The sequence below is a fragment of the Neolewinella aurantiaca genome (genome assembly GCF_008014675.1).
Classification (GTDB): Bacteria; Bacteroidota; Bacteroidia; order Chitinophagales; family Saprospiraceae; genus Neolewinella; species Neolewinella aurantiaca.
This window is the reverse complement of record NZ_VOXD01000004.1, coordinates 222,393-240,944: the sequence shown is the minus strand read 5'-3', so window position 1 is coordinate 240,944 and position 18,552 is coordinate 222,393. Positions and strand designations below refer to the sequence as shown.

11 protein-coding genes are annotated in these 18,552 nt (G+C 53.2%); 10 read left to right on the top strand and 1 reads right to left on the bottom strand.

The window, feature by feature from the left end; genetic code table 11:
• Positions 1–426: 426 nt before the first annotated feature.
• The 3 genes from FUA23_RS04400 (at position 427) to FUA23_RS04390 (ending at position 3,358) form a co-directional block, all read left to right on the top strand.
• A complete protein-coding gene (locus tag FUA23_RS04400) occupies positions 427–1,035 on the top strand; it encodes a DUF6624 domain-containing protein (RefSeq protein WP_147929507.1) in 609 nt (202 codons plus the stop codon).
• Positions 1,036–1,183: 148 nt separating this feature from the next.
• Positions 1,184–1,831 (top strand): LapA family protein, encoded by a 648-nt coding sequence (locus tag FUA23_RS04395; RefSeq protein ID WP_147929506.1) that lies wholly within the window; start codon positions 1,184–1,186, stop codon positions 1,829–1,831.
• A 252-nt stretch (positions 1,832–2,083) separates the two neighbouring features.
• Positions 2,084–3,358, top strand: coding sequence for an HNH endonuclease (locus tag FUA23_RS04390; protein WP_147929505.1), 1,275 nt, complete (start codon positions 2,084–2,086; stop codon positions 3,356–3,358).
• Between the two features lie 97 nt (positions 3,359–3,455).
• On the opposite strand, the gene FUA23_RS04385 is transcribed toward FUA23_RS04390, so the two are convergent.
• Entirely contained in the window at positions 3,456–4,862 is a 1,407-nt protein-coding gene (locus FUA23_RS04385; RefSeq protein WP_187270880.1) for a tetratricopeptide repeat protein, read from the bottom strand.
• 1,860 nt (positions 4,863–6,722) lie between these two features.
• Here FUA23_RS04385 and FUA23_RS04380 point away from each other — a divergent pair.
• The 7 genes from FUA23_RS04380 (at position 6,723) to FUA23_RS04350 (ending at position 18,499) form a co-directional block, all read left to right on the top strand.
• Positions 6,723–7,592 (top strand): DUF4846 domain-containing protein, encoded by an 870-nt coding sequence (locus FUA23_RS04380; RefSeq protein WP_147929503.1) that lies wholly within the window; start codon positions 6,723–6,725, stop codon positions 7,590–7,592.
• A gap of 136 nt (positions 7,593–7,728) precedes the next feature.
• The gene (locus tag FUA23_RS04375) at positions 7,729–9,453 is read left to right on the top strand and encodes a UvrD-helicase domain-containing protein (RefSeq protein ID WP_147929502.1); all 1,725 of its coding nucleotides are present in this window, start codon (positions 7,729–7,731) and stop codon (positions 9,451–9,453) included.
• An 84-nt stretch (positions 9,454–9,537) separates the two neighbouring features.
• Positions 9,538–10,638 (top strand): extracellular solute-binding protein, encoded by a 1,101-nt coding sequence (locus FUA23_RS04370; protein WP_147929501.1) that lies wholly within the window; start codon positions 9,538–9,540, stop codon positions 10,636–10,638.
• Between the two features lie 168 nt (positions 10,639–10,806).
• Positions 10,807–12,642: a M1 family metallopeptidase gene (locus FUA23_RS04365; RefSeq protein WP_147929500.1), complete on the top strand. Its 1,836-nt coding sequence runs from the start codon at positions 10,807–10,809 to the stop codon at positions 12,640–12,642.
• A gap of 517 nt (positions 12,643–13,159) precedes the next feature.
• Positions 13,160–14,380: a glycosyltransferase family 4 protein gene (locus FUA23_RS04360; protein WP_147929499.1), complete on the top strand. Its 1,221-nt coding sequence runs from the start codon at positions 13,160–13,162 to the stop codon at positions 14,378–14,380.
• 236 nt (positions 14,381–14,616) lie between these two features.
• Positions 14,617–15,966, top strand: coding sequence for an oxygen-independent coproporphyrinogen III oxidase (hemN, locus tag FUA23_RS04355; protein ID WP_147929498.1), 1,350 nt, complete (start codon positions 14,617–14,619; stop codon positions 15,964–15,966).
• 61 nt (positions 15,967–16,027) lie between these two features.
• On the top strand, positions 16,028–18,499 hold the full coding sequence (locus FUA23_RS04350) for a heavy metal translocating P-type ATPase (RefSeq protein ID WP_147929497.1): 2,472 nt from the start codon (positions 16,028–16,030) through the stop codon (positions 18,497–18,499).
• Positions 18,500–18,552 lie beyond the last annotated feature (53 nt).

Sequence of the window (18,552 nt, the reverse complement as noted above, 5' to 3'; positions counted from 1 at the left end):
GATGTCTGATATCGTGACGGCCTATCGCAACGAACGCATAGCGTATCACCTTTTGGACAAGTGTGGTGTCGACCCACACACGCCCAAAATGCAAGCGGTAATTGCAGAGCTTAAAGTCTTTGGTGCCCGAGCGGCCTAAAATCGTAGCGGACCATTGTATCACGAGATGCACCGATCTCCCTCTCCCGCGGCCCCCTCCCCTCGGGAAAGGGGAGACATGACAGGCGGCAAATTCGTGACCGGGCGCTTGAAGCGCCCTAATGGGTATTTGTGCGCCAGTGTGGGTCGTAAACCATATCCGCGGGAGAGGCCAACAGCAACTGCCAGACCGGTGCCGTTACTCTTCGGCAGGCTTTCAGGCTGCCAAAATACAGCATCTTCGTAATTTCATCCTCCCCCAGCAGCGTACCAATTCAAGATAACCACATGAGTAATTCCGCCAACTACGATGAAATAGGAGCAGAAATAATTGCCCTCAAAGACGCCGACCTGCAACTCCGCAGCCGGCTGATGAAAAGTGGCCGCTTGAACGAGGGGTACGACGCGGAAATGAACGAATTGCATGACGCCAACGCCGATGCCCTGAACGAAATAATCGACAGCATCGGCTACCCCACCACCGACAAAGTAGGCAAAGAGGCCAGCGAAGCCGCCTGGCTGGTGATCCAGCACGCGATCGGCAAACCGGATTTTCTCAGAAAATGCGCCAGACTGCTCGAAGAGGCCGTCGCCGCAGGCGACGCTAACCCCGTAGGCCTGGCTTACCTCACCGACCGGATAGCAGTGTTCGAAGAACAGCCTCAACGTTACGGCACCCAATTCGACTGGCGCGAAGACGGGCAACTCTGGCCCCAGGCCTGCGATGATCTCGTTCTGGTAGACGAACGAAGAAAAGCGATCGGACTAAATACCCTGGCAGAGCAAACAAAGCTCATCAGGTACCAAGCAGAACAAGAGAACCACTCTCCGCCTTCAGATTTAACGCAAAGAACCCAGGCATTGCGGGAGTGGAAGGAACGGGTTGGCTGGTTGTGAACGGTTTTCATCACAACCACCTGATTCGACCTCAAACAGCTTTCACTCCAGATAACGACAGCGAACAAAAGAAATACAAACCGGCGGTTGTGCCGTAGTTCCAAAACCGAATCTTGCACCTGCGGCCGCGGCCACGTATCTTACCCCCATGGAGAAAGACATCATTATTTTACTTTGCACCTTTGGTGTTGGTGCTTTACTCATCCTTTTCGTGATTCTGATCTATTTCCGTCAAAAGAGCTCAAACCGGCAGACACAGCGGCATATTTCGGATAAGGACCTGTTACTGATGCTCGACGGTGAGCCGGATCAGTTGCTCTCGCCCCATCAACTGGCTGACAAAACAGAACTCACCCTGAACGAAGCCCGCGCACGGCTCTCGGCTCTGTACACTTACGGCGTGTTGCAACGCAGCTACAATAGCAGAGGGCGTCATTTTTACAGCCCCCGTGACGCTGTAATCGCCCCTCCGGTACTGAACCTCTCCAACGATCCCTTTCTGACCGTTGAGGACCTTCTCCAGATTTTCGATGCCTACGACTACAAGGTCACCGCCCAGCAAATGATTCTTGCCACCGGCCTGCCGCTCGCTATCCTGAAGCGAGAACTGAAGTACTTCGAAGACCAGAAAATCATCCAAAAGCTACAACGCTCCGACTCAAACGGTATGGTGATGCAGCGTTTTTATGTCCTTCAGGATCCTTACCGCTCAGACCCCGACCGGTTCCGTGCTCAGGCCGGCAAACTCGACCTGGAAATGCGGGAAATCCTATTGAACGACAACCTTATTGTTTAGAGGCGGTGCTGGGCAACGAAAAGAAGTAATTGCTGGAGCTGCAATTCGGGAAAACGAGCTAACTGAGTTGCGCATACAGTACCAAATATGGGTCTGTAAACGTAACTGGGCCTGTAAACGTCACTTTTGGGTTTGGTTGCGTTTTTTGGCTGGATTTGGGTCTGTATGCGTAACTTCACCAAAGAGATATGGCTTGTATGCGCAAGAGGTGTGGTTATAAGTATGTTGGGTGTGATTAAAAAAAACAAATAAATGGCAAAAAGAAAAGGTCTGTCGAAAAAGATAAGGTTTGAAGTCTTCAAGAGAGACAAATTCACTTGCCAATATTGTGGTAGAAAATCACCAGATGTAATTTTAAATTGCGACCATATAGACCCTGTTGCCAAAGGAGGAACAAATGAAATTACAAATTTGATTACAAGTTGTTTTGATTGTAATAGTGGGAAAAGTGATAGAAAATTGGATGACGACACCGTAGTTGCAAAACAAAGAAAGCAATTAGAAGAAATCCAAGAAAGAAGAGAACAAATTGAATTAATGCTTAAATGGAAGAAATCACTTGACACATTAGATTCAGATGTGGGTGAGATGATTTCTGAATATGTCGAAAGTAGAATAAAACCGTTCACTCTATCGGAAAAAGGAACATTAGGTTTAGAAAATCACATCAAAAAATTTGGGGTTAATGATTTATTGAACGGAATTGATGTAGGCTTAGAAAAATATCTAAAATATAATTCGGGAGGTGAATTAGAGCAAAGTAGTGTAGAAACATTTTTAGATAAATTAGGGGGAATAATTGCTATTCAAAATATGCCACCAATAAAGCAAAAATTGGCATACATAAAAGGCATAGCAAGAAACAGATTTAATTATTGGGACAATAGAAAAGGTTCAATTATTCTTTCACATTATGTTCAAGCATTAGAAGATTATGGTTGGTCAGAAGAAAAAATATTAGAGGACTTAGAAACAGAGGTAATCAAAATTTCCAAAGAGTCTAATAATTGGTCAGAATGGAGACGAGTATTAGAAAAATGGACGCAAGACATTAGAGGTTGGGAAAAGTCTCAAAGCACAAATCAAGTTCAGTCAATGGAATTTTCCTTTGAAGATTTGGAAAGGCATGCTTATATGACTCAATGTGAAATTTCAGATAATATTGGAACAATACTTTACATAGCGGATATATTTGAAGGGTTCAACAAGGAAGAATTCATACACAAAATCATTTCATCAATATCAAAGTTTCTGATTGAAGAAAATGACTTCGAAAGAGATAAAGAAAAGGACGAAATAGTTTTTGAATTTATGGAAAGGGAGGGATTCAATCAGTATTTTGATTACAGCAAAGGAGATGAATCAAAGTTTGGAATTAGAATCAAAATCAGTAGTATTATTGATGAATTAATAACTGAAATTTTTGGTTCAATTCACTATCCTTCAAAGAGATACAGTAGAAAAGATTGCGAAATTTTAATGAGAAATCATATAGAAAAATTCAAAACCACACCGAACAAAGCATAGCCATCAAGCTGCCCTATGCGGGCAGCCTGCGGCTATGCAGACCGTTAGGCATAAGCAGGGGGGCGCAAACCAGATTGTCGCTCAGCGAAAGGCCAATCTACTCTCTGGGCCGGTACAGGTTAAAGATCGCCTCGATTTCACGATCCTTTTTCAGATCGGGGAAGAAGTCGATGAGCATCTGGTGCGCTTCGTAGTACTCGCTCAGCGCGGTATTGAGCAGGGTGAGTGCTTCGGCCCGGCGGTTGGTCATCAGGTGGATGGCAACGGCGCCGTAAATCAGGCTTGCGTCCTCGTAACGCTCCAGGGTGTCATTGACAAAAGTCAGGGCCCGGACCTCTTCGCCCTGCTCAACCATCAATACCGCGTAAGCGATGACGGCGTCGCTGTAGCGATCGTCCATAGCGAGAGCCTTCTGAAAGGCAAACTCTGCTTCTTTATTTTCGTTGAGGGCGGCGTGACAGAGGCCGAGGCCGAGCCAACAATCGGGCGTATGCCCTTCACGCTCTACAGCGCGGCCGTAGTTGTAAGCAGCAATACGCCATTTTTCCTCCGCAGCAAAGCATTCGCCCAGGTGCTGGAAGATGTCGTACATCTCAGCGTTCAATTCAATGGCCCGTCCGTACGCTTTTTTAGCTTTGTCCAGGTGGTTCAGCATCTGGTAAGAGCGGCCAACGCGCATGAAGGTTTCGTAGCTGTCTTCGGCCTTATCCGACTCGAAGTAAGCGGTATAAGCCTTCAGGGCCAGTTCGTAGCGGTCGAGGTCGAAAAGTTTGTCTGCGTACTCAAGGTCATAAACCGGGTGATCGCTCTTCAGGGAGCGGGCGTTGGCGAAAGCGTCGAGGGCCGCCAGGTCGTTGCCATCGTCGTCGTGCCACAGCCCGGTGTAGTACCAGATGAGGTCGTTGAAGGGATCTTTGGCCAGCAGGTGGTTGAAGAGTTTGAGGAGTCGCTTGCGGTAAGCGACAAACTCGCTGGCGTTGATGAGTTCTTCGAGTGCGGGCTCCTGCAGGGGGTCGAGTTTCACCGCCTCGGTGAGGGCGAGGAAACTTTCCTCGAAGCGGAACTCCTGCATCAGCAGGAGACCATCGAAGAAGGCCAGCAGGCTGAATTTTTCGTCGCCGCGCACCGAGGTGCGCAGCCGCTCCAGCACTTCACGCGCGGGCTCACGGTGCCCGAAATGGACAAGCACTTCGAGGCGGAGCAGCAGGGCTTCTTCGTCGTTAGGGGCATAGATGCTCAGCTTCTCGAGGGCAGCAAAAGCGTCGTCTTCCTCCAGATTTATTTTGTGGATGAGGGCCTTCCATTTGTAAAACTCCGGCGAGAACCGGTGTTGAGCGATGGCCATATCAGCGACTTCCAGTGTCCGGTCGTAATCGTGCTGCTCGTAATAATGAGCCAGCAATTCATCGAATTCCTCTTCGGACAGAAACAGGCTGTCGTTGTTTATCTCGTCGTTTTCGTAGCGGGCCAGCAGGGCCTTCAACTGATTATTTTTCTTATTCATAGGGGTAGCGGCGGTTCCGTGGCTTGGCGTATAGCTATTGGCCGGGACCCGATGCTTAAACATACGATTTGTTGGGTGAAAAAGTTGCGGCACAGGTAAAATCTTATGTCTTTGCTGTGCTTTTTGGCGCGAACGCAGGTGCAAAGTGAGGGATGAAGGAGCAAGAACTCGCCAGTCGAATTCTTTTTCGCCAAAAGAACCCAAGAGTCAACATTGTTCAGCTTACAGGTTTCCTCACCGCGGGCAGTCATTGCTATAACCACCTGCGAAAAAGTTCGCCTGTCGAGTCTAGTCTTGAGTTTACCCCTAAGAATACGCCCAACTCGACTGAGCCTTAAGGCAAACCTTGCTGGAGACGGCGGAGGGTGAGGTGGAAAATCAAAAATGTCCAGTAATATGCTAACCAACAGGTTTCCTCACCACCAACAGTCATTGGTATAACCACCTGCGAAAAAGTTCGCCTGTCGAGTCTAGTCTATACCCAACTCGACAGGCGAACTTTTTCGCTCCAATTCAACAGAACACCCTTTTACGATCAGGCGTTCCTCTCTGACTTATGAAGGGCACTCCGGAGCTGTGGCGAAAAAGAATTCGACTGGCGAGTGAGGGGCGTAGCCAGATTGTCGCTCAACCCAGGAGTCAGCATTGTCCAGCTAACAGATTTCCTCACCGCGGGCAGTCATTGCCATAACCACCTGCGAAAAAGTTCGACTGGCGAGTCAAGTCTATGCCCAACTCGACAGGCGAACTTTTTCGCTCTAAATCAACAGAACACCCTTTTACGATCAAGCATTTCTCTCTGACTTATAAAGGGCACTCTGGAGCTGTGGCGAAAAAGAATTCGACTGGCGAGTTAGACGTGTCTAGCCAACCATACTGCGAAGCAAACCTTGCTGGAGAGGGCGAAGGGTGAGGTGGAAAATCAAAAATGTCCAGTAGTGTGCTAACCAACAGGTTTCCTCACCACCAACAGTCATTGGTATAACCGTCTACGAAAAAGTTCGCCTGGCGAGTGTAGTCTTGAGTTTGCCCCAAGGAATACGCCCAACTCGACAGGCGAACTTTTTCGCTCTAAATCAACAGAACACCCTTTTACGATCAAGCGTTCCTCTCTAACTTATAAAGGGCACTCCGGAGCTGTAGCGAAAAAGAATTCGACTGGCGAGTGAGGGGCGTAGCCAGATTGTCGCTCAACCCAAGAGTCAACATTGTCCAGCTAACAGATTTCCTTACTGTGGGCAGTCATTGCTATAACCGCCTGCGAAAAAGTTCGCCTGGCGAGTGCAGTCTTGAGTTTGTTCCTAAGAATACGCCCAACTCGACAGGCGAACTTTTTCGCTCTAAATCAACAGAACACCCTTTCACGATCAAGCGTTCCCCTCTGACTTATAAAGGGCACTCTGGAGCTGTGGCGAAAAAGAATTCGACTGGCGAGTTAGACGTAGCCTTCCGCCTCCCAGCCTCCCCAAATCGCTGAACTGGGGAGGAGCAAGCGCGACATTCTGGTTTGCGCCCATCCCAAGAGCCAACATTGTCTATCCAACAGATTTCCTCACCACCAACAGTCATTTGGTATAACTATTTGCGAAAAAGTTCGCCTGTCGAGTGCAGTCTTGAGTTTGCCCCTAAGAATACGCCCAACTCGACTGAGCCTTAAGGCAAACCTTGCTGGAGACGGCGGAGGGTGAGGTGGAAAATCAAAAATGTCCAGTAGTATGCTGACCAACAGATTTCCTCACCACGGACAGTCATTGGTATAACCGTCTGCGAAAAAGAATTCGACTGGCGAGTTAGACGTAGCCTTCTGCCATCCAACAAGAAAAGCCAGCAGGGATCCGTTAACAGTTCAAAATCGACCCCTTGATTCGCCTGACCCAAACCCTGCTCCTCCTAGCCCTTCTTTGCACCTGCGGCCCCGCCTCCTCCAACGCTACGGAACCGATACCACCGTCTGAAACAGCAGCCACTACCCCACCCTGGTTGAATCCGGACGGGACAACCATCGCTACGCGATTTGTTCCACCCGCAGGATTTGTCAGAGAAGAGTACCCGGCTAACGGGTTCGGTACTTATTTACAACTTCTCCCCCTAAAAAAGCACGGCACCGCCGTGCACCTCTACAACGGCGAACCGAAGAACAACCAAAGCGCGCACGCCGCCGTGCTGGACGTGAGCGTGGGCAAACGCGACCTGCAGCAATGCGCCGACGCCATCATGCGCCTGCGGGCCGACTACCTGCTCGGTCAAGAGCGCTACGCCGACATTCACTTCAACTTCGTAAGTGGCTTCAACGCAGAATACACCCGCTGGCGCAGGGGCGAGCGGATAAAAGTGAGCGGTAATAAGGTGAGCTGGGTGCAGGGACCGGGCGCAACGCCGGGCAATACCGCCTACCGCAAATACCTGACGATGGTGTTCAGCTACGCCGGTACGGCCTCGTTGGTGCACGAACTGACACCGAAAGAAAACAACGCCATCGAAGCAGGCGACGTGCTCATCAAGGGCGGCAGCCCCGGCCACGCCGTGATTGTGGTGGACAAAGCGGTTCACCCTGCCACCGGAGAAATCATGGTACTTCTTGCCCAGAGCTATATGCCCGCCCAAGACATTCACGTACTGGTCAACCCGGGACGCCCCGACGGAAATCCGTGGTATTCAGTCAATGACTTCGGCAAGACGATCCGCACCGCAGAGTATATTTTTCGGGAGGGGGCTCTGCACACCTGGTAATTGGGTTGATCGCCTCTGACGCGATTGATCGCGCCAGAGGCGATCAACCCGTGCATCTCGTGATACACACCTCCCAGCTCAATAAAAATACAAATTGTATAAAAACCCTTATCTTGCCACCAAACAGCAAAAACGAGTGACTTTCACCCCCGAACAAGAGCGTATTTTCGACTTCGTCCGCAATGGCGAAGGGCACGGTATCATCGACGCGGTTGCGGGCGCGGGGAAGACCACAACGATCATGGAATGTGCACGCTTTGCGAAAGACCCATCCAGGGTTTTGTTTTGTGCCTTCAACAACAGCATTGCGAAAGAGATCGGCCGCAGGTTCCGGGAGCAAGGCATGCAGGAAGTGACCGTTCAGACGATCCACAGCCTTGGGCTGCGCATCCTGCGGGAGAACACCGATCACCACCACCGGCTGGAAATGCGGGAGCATAAATATTCAACGATCTACCGGGGGGAGCAAATGCAGACCAAGCTCTCGCCGCACATCAGGGCGCTCTGCGAACTCAACAACCTGAACCCGAAGGCAGCGAACAACGACAGCCGCCAGAGTTTTGCCATCAAAAACCTCAAATTCAGGATTCAGCGGCGGCTTCTGGACATTAACCAGAAACACCGCGCAACGCTGAACGGCCCGTCGTTCGAAGATTTCGTCAGTTTGGTGGAGCACTTCGGTGTTTTCACCCCAGCGGAAGAGAAAAGCAAGACCTTTCGCGAAGAACTTGAGATTTATTACGCCGCCCATCGTTTACTGCTCACCGCAGGCACGGATATGGCGGCAAGGAGTTACATCATCGACTTTACGGACATGATATACCTCCCGTTCATCTGGAAGTTGAACGCAACCTCTAAGTACGATTGGATTTTCATCGACGAATGCCAGGACCTGAGCAAAGCCCAGTTTGCCGTAGCCGCCAAGTATGGTAAAAAAGGTAGTCGGGTACTCGCCGTTGGCGACCCCAGGCAATCGATCTACGGCTTTACCGGCGCGGACGTGGAATCCTTCAGCCGGGTAGCGCGGATGACCCGCGCCACGGAGCTTCCGCTGACCACCTGCTTCCGTTGCCCGGCGGGGGTCATCGGTCTTGCGCAGAAAATCCGGGAAGACATCGTTGGCGCAAAAGAAGAGTACGGAACGGTGGACAACATCATCGTTGACGAAGTGGTGGAGCGGGCCCGACCGGGCGATCTCATCATCAGCCGGCTCCGTGCGCCTCTGTTGGTACTCATCTTCGATTTCATCGATCAGGATGTGAAAGTGCAGGTTGCCGAAGACGAGGCCCGGGAGTTTATCAATGAATTGAAGAGCCTCTTTAAGCAGGACGAGCTACAGGCCTCCATCAAACGGCGCTACCGGGGGTTTGAGGCACTGAAAGACATTGTTTTGCAGCGCAACCGCTGGGTGATCCGTCAGAACGCCGCCAAAATCCCAAAGGCAACGGAGCGCGAAGTTTTCCTGGAAGCCGAAAACGAATACCTCGAAAAACGACTGGATTTTCTGCATAAAAAATGGGAAATCTGGCAAAAGCAATGCACTACCGTCAGCAGAGTACTGGAAAAGATCAAAGCTTACGTATCGGCCAGAAAAGGGGCGATTAAGCTCTCCACCATCCATCGTGCCAAAGGGTTGGAAGAAGACCGCGTTTTCATCATCGACTACGACAAGCTGCCCATGGGGCGGCCGCAGCAAAAAGACTGGGAGAAAGAGCAGGAGATCAACCTGAAGTACGTTGCCATTACCCGGGCCAAGGAAGCCTTGTTTCTGGTAGAGAGCGAAGACACCGAAGAGATGGAAGAGGACAGCAGTCTTTTTGACGCTTTGCCCTTCACTGGAAGCCAGATAGGCCACAACTAACAAGGCTGCATTGTTAACACTCTGAAAACGGGCTGCTGCCTAAATTCTGTACGTTCTATCTTTGCCCACCCAATAAATTCTAACATGAAGTCCCTACTACAATTGATCGTCGCCCTGGCTTTGATTCTAAGCACAGCTTCCTGTGGCAACGACAAACCGGCCACAAGTAATTCCGGCGGCATTAAAGCAGGCCCCGGCCCCGTAACCCAATCAGCAGGCAACACAGTCAAACTGATGACCTGGCGCTACCTGCCCCAGGACGCTGAGATTGTGCACGACTTCGAAACGAAGTTCAGCGTAAAGGTAGACGTGACCGTTCGGCCGATGCAGAAAATTATTGCCGACGCCGTAGCCGGCAACCGCATCGACGCCGATGTACTGATTGTGCCTACTCTGGAGGATGCAGCACGGCTGCAGGGCTTTGGGGCATTACAGCCTTTCTTTGTCGATGCCTTCACCAATGGTGATGTAGGTGATCGCTACCTCGACAACGAAGGTTACTGGGCCGGGCTGACGCGCTGGACGATGGTCTCGGTTTACAACCCCAACTCGGTTACCTCCGAAGAAGCCGGCAGTTACAAAGGCATCGTGCAAGCTACCACCCGCGACATTCGTCTCGGGGTGGCGCACCCCGACAGTTCTGGCCTGGCCGGCGTAGTAGCCGGGTTGTACACCAACCTCAACCCCGGTGCAGCCCAGCTGTGGGCCAAAACGGTTTACGAACGTTCTTCCGGCGGACCTCAGGGCTCGGATTACGACCAGATGGAGCGCCTCCTGGCGGGCGATATCGACATGGCCTTCGTAAGTTTGGGCGCAGCGGTCCGATGGTTCCTCAACGGCAACCCGCAGCACTTTGCGGCGGCGGAAGCCTGGCGCGTTCGCTTCCCCCACACCGAAGCGACCGACATCAACTTCTTCAACATGACCTGCATAACGATGCCGGCCAACAGCCCCAACCGCCAGCTCGGCGCACGCCTGATCAATCATTACTACGACAAGCCGATGCAGGAAATCATGACGAATGCGTGGTTCGAGTTCCCGTGTGAATCCTTCACCGAAGCCAATTCTTACCTCTTCGGATTCCCCGACAACATCGGTAATAAAGTATCAGGAGAAGACATCGACAAGAACCTGGGCAACGCCTGGGCCATCATCAACGAGGTAGCACAAGGAGCCGGAAATTAGCACTTAAAGGCTAACTTCCAGCCCCCTTATTTTTGGGTTGTTGATGCCAGGCTTCCGGCTGCTGATTGGTCCCGATTCCGCAGCACAGCCACTGGCCCGGGCCAAACATTAGCGGCTTTTATACCTTATCTCCAAAGTTCTACCAACTAAAAGACCAACTACTCCACCATGCGTAATCTACTCCTGCTCGTCCTTCTCTTCTCTACCATCAGCCTCGCGGCTCAGCCCGATCGCTGGCAGCAACGTGCCAAATACGAGATGGAGATTGATATGGACGTCAAGAAGCACCAGTACGAAGGCAAGCAAACCCTGACGTACTACAACAACTCTCCCGACACGCTACACCGGGTCTTTTACCACCTTTACTTCAACGCTTTTCAGCCCGGAAGCATGATGGACGTCCGCAACCTCACCCTGCCCGATGCCGACCGCCGCGTTGGCGATCGCATCAGTAAGCTGAACGAAGACGAGATCGGCTACATCAAGCCCAAAGCACTGCTCCGCGACGGTACGCCTCAGGCGTACATCGTTGAGGGAACCGTGATGGAAGTGACCCTTGCAAAACCTATCATGCCCGGTACTTCAACCACCTTTGAACTGGAATGGGACGCTCAGGTGCCATTGCAAATCCGTCGCAGCGGCCGCGATAACGCCGAAGGCATCGAGTTCAGCATGGCCCAGTGGTACCCTAAAATGGCCGAATACGACTACCAGGGCTGGCACGCTGACCCATACATTGGTCGTGAGTTTTACCACATCTGGAGCGATTTCGACGTAAAAATCACCATCGACCGCAATTACGTCATCGGCGGAACCGGTTACCTGCAAAACCCCGATGAAATCGGTTACGGCTACGGTGAGGAGCCCAAAAAACGCAAGAAGAAAATCACCTACCACTTCAAAGCTCCGAAGGTAGGAGACTTCATGTGGGCCGCCGACCCCAACTACCGCCACACCAACCTGAAGCGGGCCGACGGAATGACCATGCACTTCTTTTACCAGGAAGGCGAGAAAACCAGCACCAACTGGGAGAACCTCCCCAAGGTCATGGATGAAGCCTTCAACTACATCAATACGCACTACGGTCACTACCCCTACGAGCAGTACAGCTTCATCCAGGGTGGCGACGGCGGTATGGAATACCCCATGGGTACCCTGATTACCGGAGAGCGCAGCTTCCCCAGCCTGGTGGGTGTTTCCGTTCACGAACTCATGCACAGCTGGTACCAGCACCTCCTGGGCACCAACGAAGCACTGCACCCCTGGATGGACGAAGGCTTCACAAGCTGGGCCAGCGCCGACGTAATGAACCACCTGCGTAAAAAAGGTCTTGTGGGTGGCGACGCGGTTGAAAACCCATTCGCCCGCACCTACTTTGGCCTCCGCAACTTCCGCTCCAGCGGAAAGCAGGAAGCCCTCAGCACCCACTCGGATCACTACGCGACCAACGCCGCCTACGGCGTTGCGGCCTACACCAACGGCGCTGTTTATCAGGAGCAGCTTCGCTACATCGTTGGCGAAGAAGTACACCAACGCATCATGCTTCGTTACTTCAACGAATGGGCATTCAAACACCCCAACCCCAACGACTTCATCCGCATCGCGGAAAAAGAGTCTGGCTTCGAGCTCGACTGGTACAACGAATACTGGGTCAACTCCACCAACTACGCCGATTACGGCGTCAAGGAAGTGGCAGCAGGCGAAGGCAACACAACGAGTGTCACCCTGGAGAAGATTGGCCGTATGCCAATGCCACTGGAAGTGCTTGTGACGATGCAGAACAGCGAAGAAAAATGGTACTACATTGCTCCTCAGATTATGCGCGGCACCAAACAGCAGCCGGGCTACGCCAGCAACTGGAACGTCCTTCAGGACTGGGGCTGGGTCTACCCTACCTACATCATTAAGGTAGATGCGGCGAAGGACGACATCAAGTCCGTCATGATCAACCCTACGCAGCGGATGTTTGAGGACGATGTAGAGAACAACGTCTGGGAGAACTAAAACCGGCCCGGCATCTGGTCGCAGTCATTGAATGCTCTTTTGCTCGACGACTAAGCAACCGGCTGATGTTCCCTTTACCGGGGCGCGGCCGCAGGATGCAAAATCCGTTTCACGTTTTTTCTTAGGAAGTAAGCCCCGTTCGGAACCCCGGACGGGGCTTATATCTGAGGGCAACCAACGAACGGTTAACTGCTGCCGGGTGCCCTGAGGTAACGGCGACGGTTGTCTGCGCAAACGCCCGTTGGGCCAATCGCGGGAAAACCATCTCGCAACGATAAAGGCTAATGTCCTGCCTCCGACAGTCCTAAAGTTAACGGCCCAAAGTCATGAGTCGGAGCCGGCTTTCCTGTGATCATTGGTGGTGCATCCCTTTCTTTGTACCTGCGTTTCGCGCCCATCTCTTCCTGTCCGTAAAAAGATTTGCCTGAAGGCAACGTTTACCTCTGCGGGGGTATCAACCCTACGAAGAGCATGTCCTTAACCTTTTGGACTTTTGAGACCACATCGCCACCACAGTATGAAGTTATTACTACTAACCAAGAAGTTTCCCTACCCGCTTAAAGACGGTGAAAGCCAGGCCATCCACGGCCTCAGTAAGAGCCTCAGCGAATTGGGATGCGAGGTTAGCCTTTTGGCGATGAACACGAGCAAGCACTTTTTCAGCGGTACAGAGCTACCGGAGAAAATGGCCCACTACCGCGAAGTCAGAACCGTTAATGTGGACAACACGATCAGCCCCTTCGATGCCCTCGGCAACCTGGTGCGTGGCACGTCTTACCACATCAGCCGGTTCGACATCCCGGAGTACCACACAGCCCTGGCTAAGTGGCTCTCTGAAGAAGATTTTGCGGTCGTTCAGCTCGAGACGCTTTACCTCTCCCCCTACGTACCCACCATCCGTCGCAATTCTTCGGCGCAGGTAGTAATGCGCTCCCACAATGTGGAACACGAAATCTGGGAACGCTGCAGCGCCAACATCCGCTTTGCGCCCAAGCGCTGGTACTTACGTCACCTGACGCGCCAACTCAAAGAATACGAAACAGCTCAACTGAACCAATACGACCTCCTGTTGCCCATCACCGATCGTGATGGTAAGCGCTTCGAGCGGATGGGGTTCCGGGGCGAGCGGCACGTTCTGCCCATCGGCCTCGACACCGTTTGCGGAGAACCGACCTACGACAGCTACCGCGAGACACCAAGTCTTCACTTCATCGGCTCGCTGGACTGGCTGCCTAACCTGGAAGGCCTGCAGTGGTTCCTCAACGATGTCTGGCCGGAGATGCATCGTCGCTTTCCTGAAATCGAGTTTCACATCGCCGGCCGCAACATGCCGCAAAGCCTGAAGCAACTCCGGATGAAAAACGTAGTTGTTCACGGCGAGGTAGACTGTGCCTGCACCTTCGTTTCGGCGCACAGCATCAGCATCGTACCGCTGCTCAGCGGCGGCGGGATGCGGGCCAAGATTCTGGAAGCAATGTCTTTGGGCCGGGTAGTGATCTCCTCTTCCATCGGTTTGGAAGGAATTTCTGCGAAGCACCGTCGTGATCTTTTCATCGCCGATACGCCGGCGCAATTCGTTGAGGCCGTCGAGGATTGTCTGGCCCGGGGCCGCAAACTCGAACGCATCGGTCGGGCAGCAGCGGCGCGCTTCCATAAGAAATATGATCGTCGTGTTCTGGCGGAGAAACTGCTGGAGCGGTACCATAAACTTACTGCTCAGGCGGTGGCTTCGGCCTAGCGGGTTCCGTCTGGTCACCGCTTAAGGAAAGGGCTTATTAGCCGCCCGGAAGTGGCCCGCCGGAGTTTTGCGCCGGGGATCTGTACCATGGTCAGCAGCTATATATAGTTGCGTCTCCCCCCCCCGGTTGGCATCTCGTTTTCCGGCACTGTGATCAAGATCATTTCCTCTGCTGACATTCGTCAGCGAACACGTACGAGTGGTGCCTGACCTTTGGGTCAAACAATCCCCTCCGCGTGACGCTCATCAATAAATACAACAAACCTGTTCCCCGTTATACGAGTTACCCAACCGTACCTTATTGGGACGTACAAGCTCCCGTACAGGACCAATGGCTGGGCAGTTTGAACACCCGTCTGGCGGAAACCCGGGATGTTAGTCTTTATATCCACCTGCCATTCTGCGAAGAGCTTTGCACGTATTGCGGCTGCAACAAGCGTATTACCAAACGGCACGAAGTAGAAGCGCCGTACATCGATGCGGTTCTGGCAGAGTGGGCTATTTACGTCCGTTCCCTGCACCTGCGGCCGCGCCTGAAAGAGCTTCATCTCGGCGGCGGAACGCCTACTTTTTTCTCTCCCGCCGAACTCGGGCGCCTGATCGACGGCATCCTGAAGGATGCCGATGTAGCCGATGATCATTCCTTCGGGTTCGAGGCTCACCCCAACAGCACCACTCCCGAACACCTGCAGTCGCTTGCAGACCGGGGCTTCAACCGGGTCAGTATCGGGGTGCAGGACTTCAATCCGGAGATCATGCGCCTGATCAACCGCCGCCAAACGGCCGAAGAAGTGGAACGAACCGTAGAGGCCGCCCGGAAGATTGGTTATAAATCGATCAACTTCGACGTGATCTACGGTTTGCCCCGGCAAACACAGAACGACATCGTTCGCAGCGTTGTAAAAATCCAGGAAATGCGCCCTGAGCGCATCGCTTTTTATGGATACGCCCACGTACCCTGGGTTAGTCCCGGGCAGCGGGCTTACGACGAAAATGACCTGCCAAAGGGGGACAAAAAATGGCAGTTGTACGCCACCGGCCGCGATTTGCTGGAAAGCAGCGGCTACGAAGATATTGGCCTCGACCACTTCTCGCTGCCCGAAGACGATCTCGCCCGGGCCGCAGCAAACGGCCGGCTGCACCGCAACTTCATGGGGTACACCACCGCCAATACACCCGTTACCCTGGCCCTTGGCTGTTCCTCGATCGGGGACAGTTGGGACACTTTCGTTCAGAACGAGAAAAAAGTGGAAGCCTATACGCAAGCCGTAATCGGGGAAGGACGTCTGCCGCTTGTGAAGGGGCATAAACTCAGCAGTGAAGACCAGATAGTTCGCCGCCACATCCTGAACCTGATGTGTAAGGGGTACACCGAATGGTACGCCGAAGAGCAGCGGTGTGAGGCACTCGGCCGGGCGGTGGAACACTGGAACGACATGGCCGCCGACGGCATAATCACCCGCTCACCCTACCGTGTTGAAGTCACGGCCCACGGCAAACCCTTTTTGCGCAACATCTGCCTTCCGCTCGACGACTACTACTGGGCGCGGCAGCCCTCGGCAAAGACTTTCAGTCAGTCAATCTGATCACCACGGGGGATGGCGCCCGAAAACCATTTGCTTTTACAAGTCTAAACCATCACACAAAATGGGACAGCCTCCAGCTTCATCCATGGTATCATCTCACTGTACGCATTGCGGAGACGCCTGCGGAAAAGACACCGTAACGCAGGGCCAGCACACCTTTTGCTGTTCGGGCTGCGCTACGGTTTACTCGATCCTGAAGGACAACAACCTTCTTGACTTTTACCGGATCGATGACCGGGCTGGCGCCAAACAACAAGCAGTAAACGACCGCGATTACGCGTGGCTGGAGGTACCGAAGCTGGCGGAACGATTTGTTCGTTACCGCGACGACACACGCTGCCACGTTGAACTGGAATTACCGGGCATTCATTGTTCGTCCTGCATTTGGCTTTTAGAAAGGCTTCCTCAGCTTTTACCCGGAGTAAGGTCGTGCAGCATTAATTTCAGCAACAAACTGGCTACGATTGTCTTTGATCCCCGGGTGCTGGAACTGCGCCAGGTGGCGGAGATGCTGGACCGGATCGGCTACCCGCCGCACTTCCGGGTGCAGGGCGAGGTGGTTGCCGGAAAAACAAACCGGGCGCTCATTTACCGCATTGGCGTGGCGGGTTTTTGTTTTGGCAACATCATGCTGCTCAGTTTTCCCGAGTACTTCGGCTTATCGGAAATGCTGGCGGGCGCGGGCGCAGGTGCAAGGTGGGTTGGTGAAGCAATGAACTACCTCCTGCTCGTTCTCAGTCTTCCGGTTGTTCTTTACGCCGGACGGGGCTTTTTCACTACTGCCTGGTACGCAGTACGCAGCCGGCAGGTGACCATCGACTTACCCATTGCCCTCGGTATGCTGGCGTTGTTTGGCCGCTCGGTGTACGAAATCATAGCTGGTGTGGGATCCGGTTACCTCGACAGCCTCGCCGGACTTGTTTTCTTTCTGCTCATCGGGCGGTGGTTCCAGACGTACAGCTTTGCCCGCCTCAATTTCGACCGCGACTACCGCGACTACTTCCCCGTAGCGGCTTACCGCGAGGCCAAAGACGGCACCCCCGAGCCCGTAGCCAGCGAAGACCTGGCGGCAGGCGACATCCTTTCTGTTCGCCCCGGCAACCTCATCCCGGCCGATGGCCGGTTGCTTAGCCCCGCAGCCCACGGCATCGACTACAGCTTTGTTACCGGCGAGGCTGCGCCCCGCCCGGCCAACGAAGGAGACGAAGTTTTTGCCGGTGGCCGCGCTACGTCTTCCTCACTTCGCATTGCGGTAACCAAGCCACCCGACCAGAGCTACCTGCTTCAGCTTTGGTTACGGGAAGGAGAAAACACCAAGCGTGCTGACGTTGCACCTCCCGAATGGCTCATCCGGATATTTACCGCCACCATTCTGCTGCTGGCTGCCGGCACCCTCGCCTACTGGTACCAAACCGACACCTCCCTTGCCTACCGGGCGGCCACTGCTGTTTTAATAATTGCCTGCCCCTGCGCCCTCGCCCTCGCCGCTCCTTTTGCTTACGGCACGTTACAACGTTTACTGGCGCGTTCGGGCTATTACTTCCGTGGTCCGGCGGTGATCGAGCGGCTGGGGAAAACGGATACGTTTGTCTTCGACAAAACGGGCACCCTCACCGAAGAGCAGAAAGACACTGAACTGACGTTCGTCATGCCCCGATCCGCAGACTACGAAGCAGTATTCCTGGCCATGGCCCGGCAATCAAGTCATCCACGCAGTCAGGCCATCTCAGAGGCCCTGGCGTCCGGAGAGCAATCTCATGTTCACCCCCGAATCGGGAATGTGACCGAGCGGACCGGTCAGGGTATCTTACTGGAACACCAGGGGCACAACTTCAGGATCGGGAGCCCGGCCTTCTGTGGCTTCCCCCATTACCAGGAAGGCACCTTTGCGGTTGTAGATGACCTATTGTGCTTTAGCCTCAAAGCCCAACAGACCGTTTTGCGGGACGGAATAGACGAAATGCTTTACTCCGTTGGAGAAAGCGGCGACACCTGGCTGCTGTCGGGAGACCAACCTCCGGCAGACCCATTTTGGGAACCCTACCTGGCTCCGGAAAAGATACTCTTCCGGCAAACGCCTTTCAATAAACGCAGCCACATCAACGACTTACAGCGACGGAACGCTCACGTCCTCATGGTTGGAGATGGCCTGAACGATGCCGGGGCGCTTGCTACGGCCAACGTCGGGCTTGCGGTCAACGAAGACGAAGCACGCTTCAACCCGGCTTGTGACGGCATTGTGAAATCTGACCGCCTCACCTCGTTGCCAGATGTACTGCTCGCCTCCGGCCGAATGAAATGGGTGATGATCATCACTTATTTACTGGCCTTCGCTTATAACGTAGTAGGACTCTCTTACGCCGTGACCGGAGCACTAAGCCCGGTTATTGCGGCAATACTGATGCCCCTCAGTTCCGTGACGATTGTCATTGTCGCTTCTCTGGGTGCAGGAATTGTGTACCAAAAAAGTGTACAAGATCAGGCTAATGACAGCAAATACGACAGCTTGTCGGCGGTCACGACCCACCAATGACAAATGTCATTCCTTCCCCTGACACGCCTCATTTCATACCCCGCGACTTACCC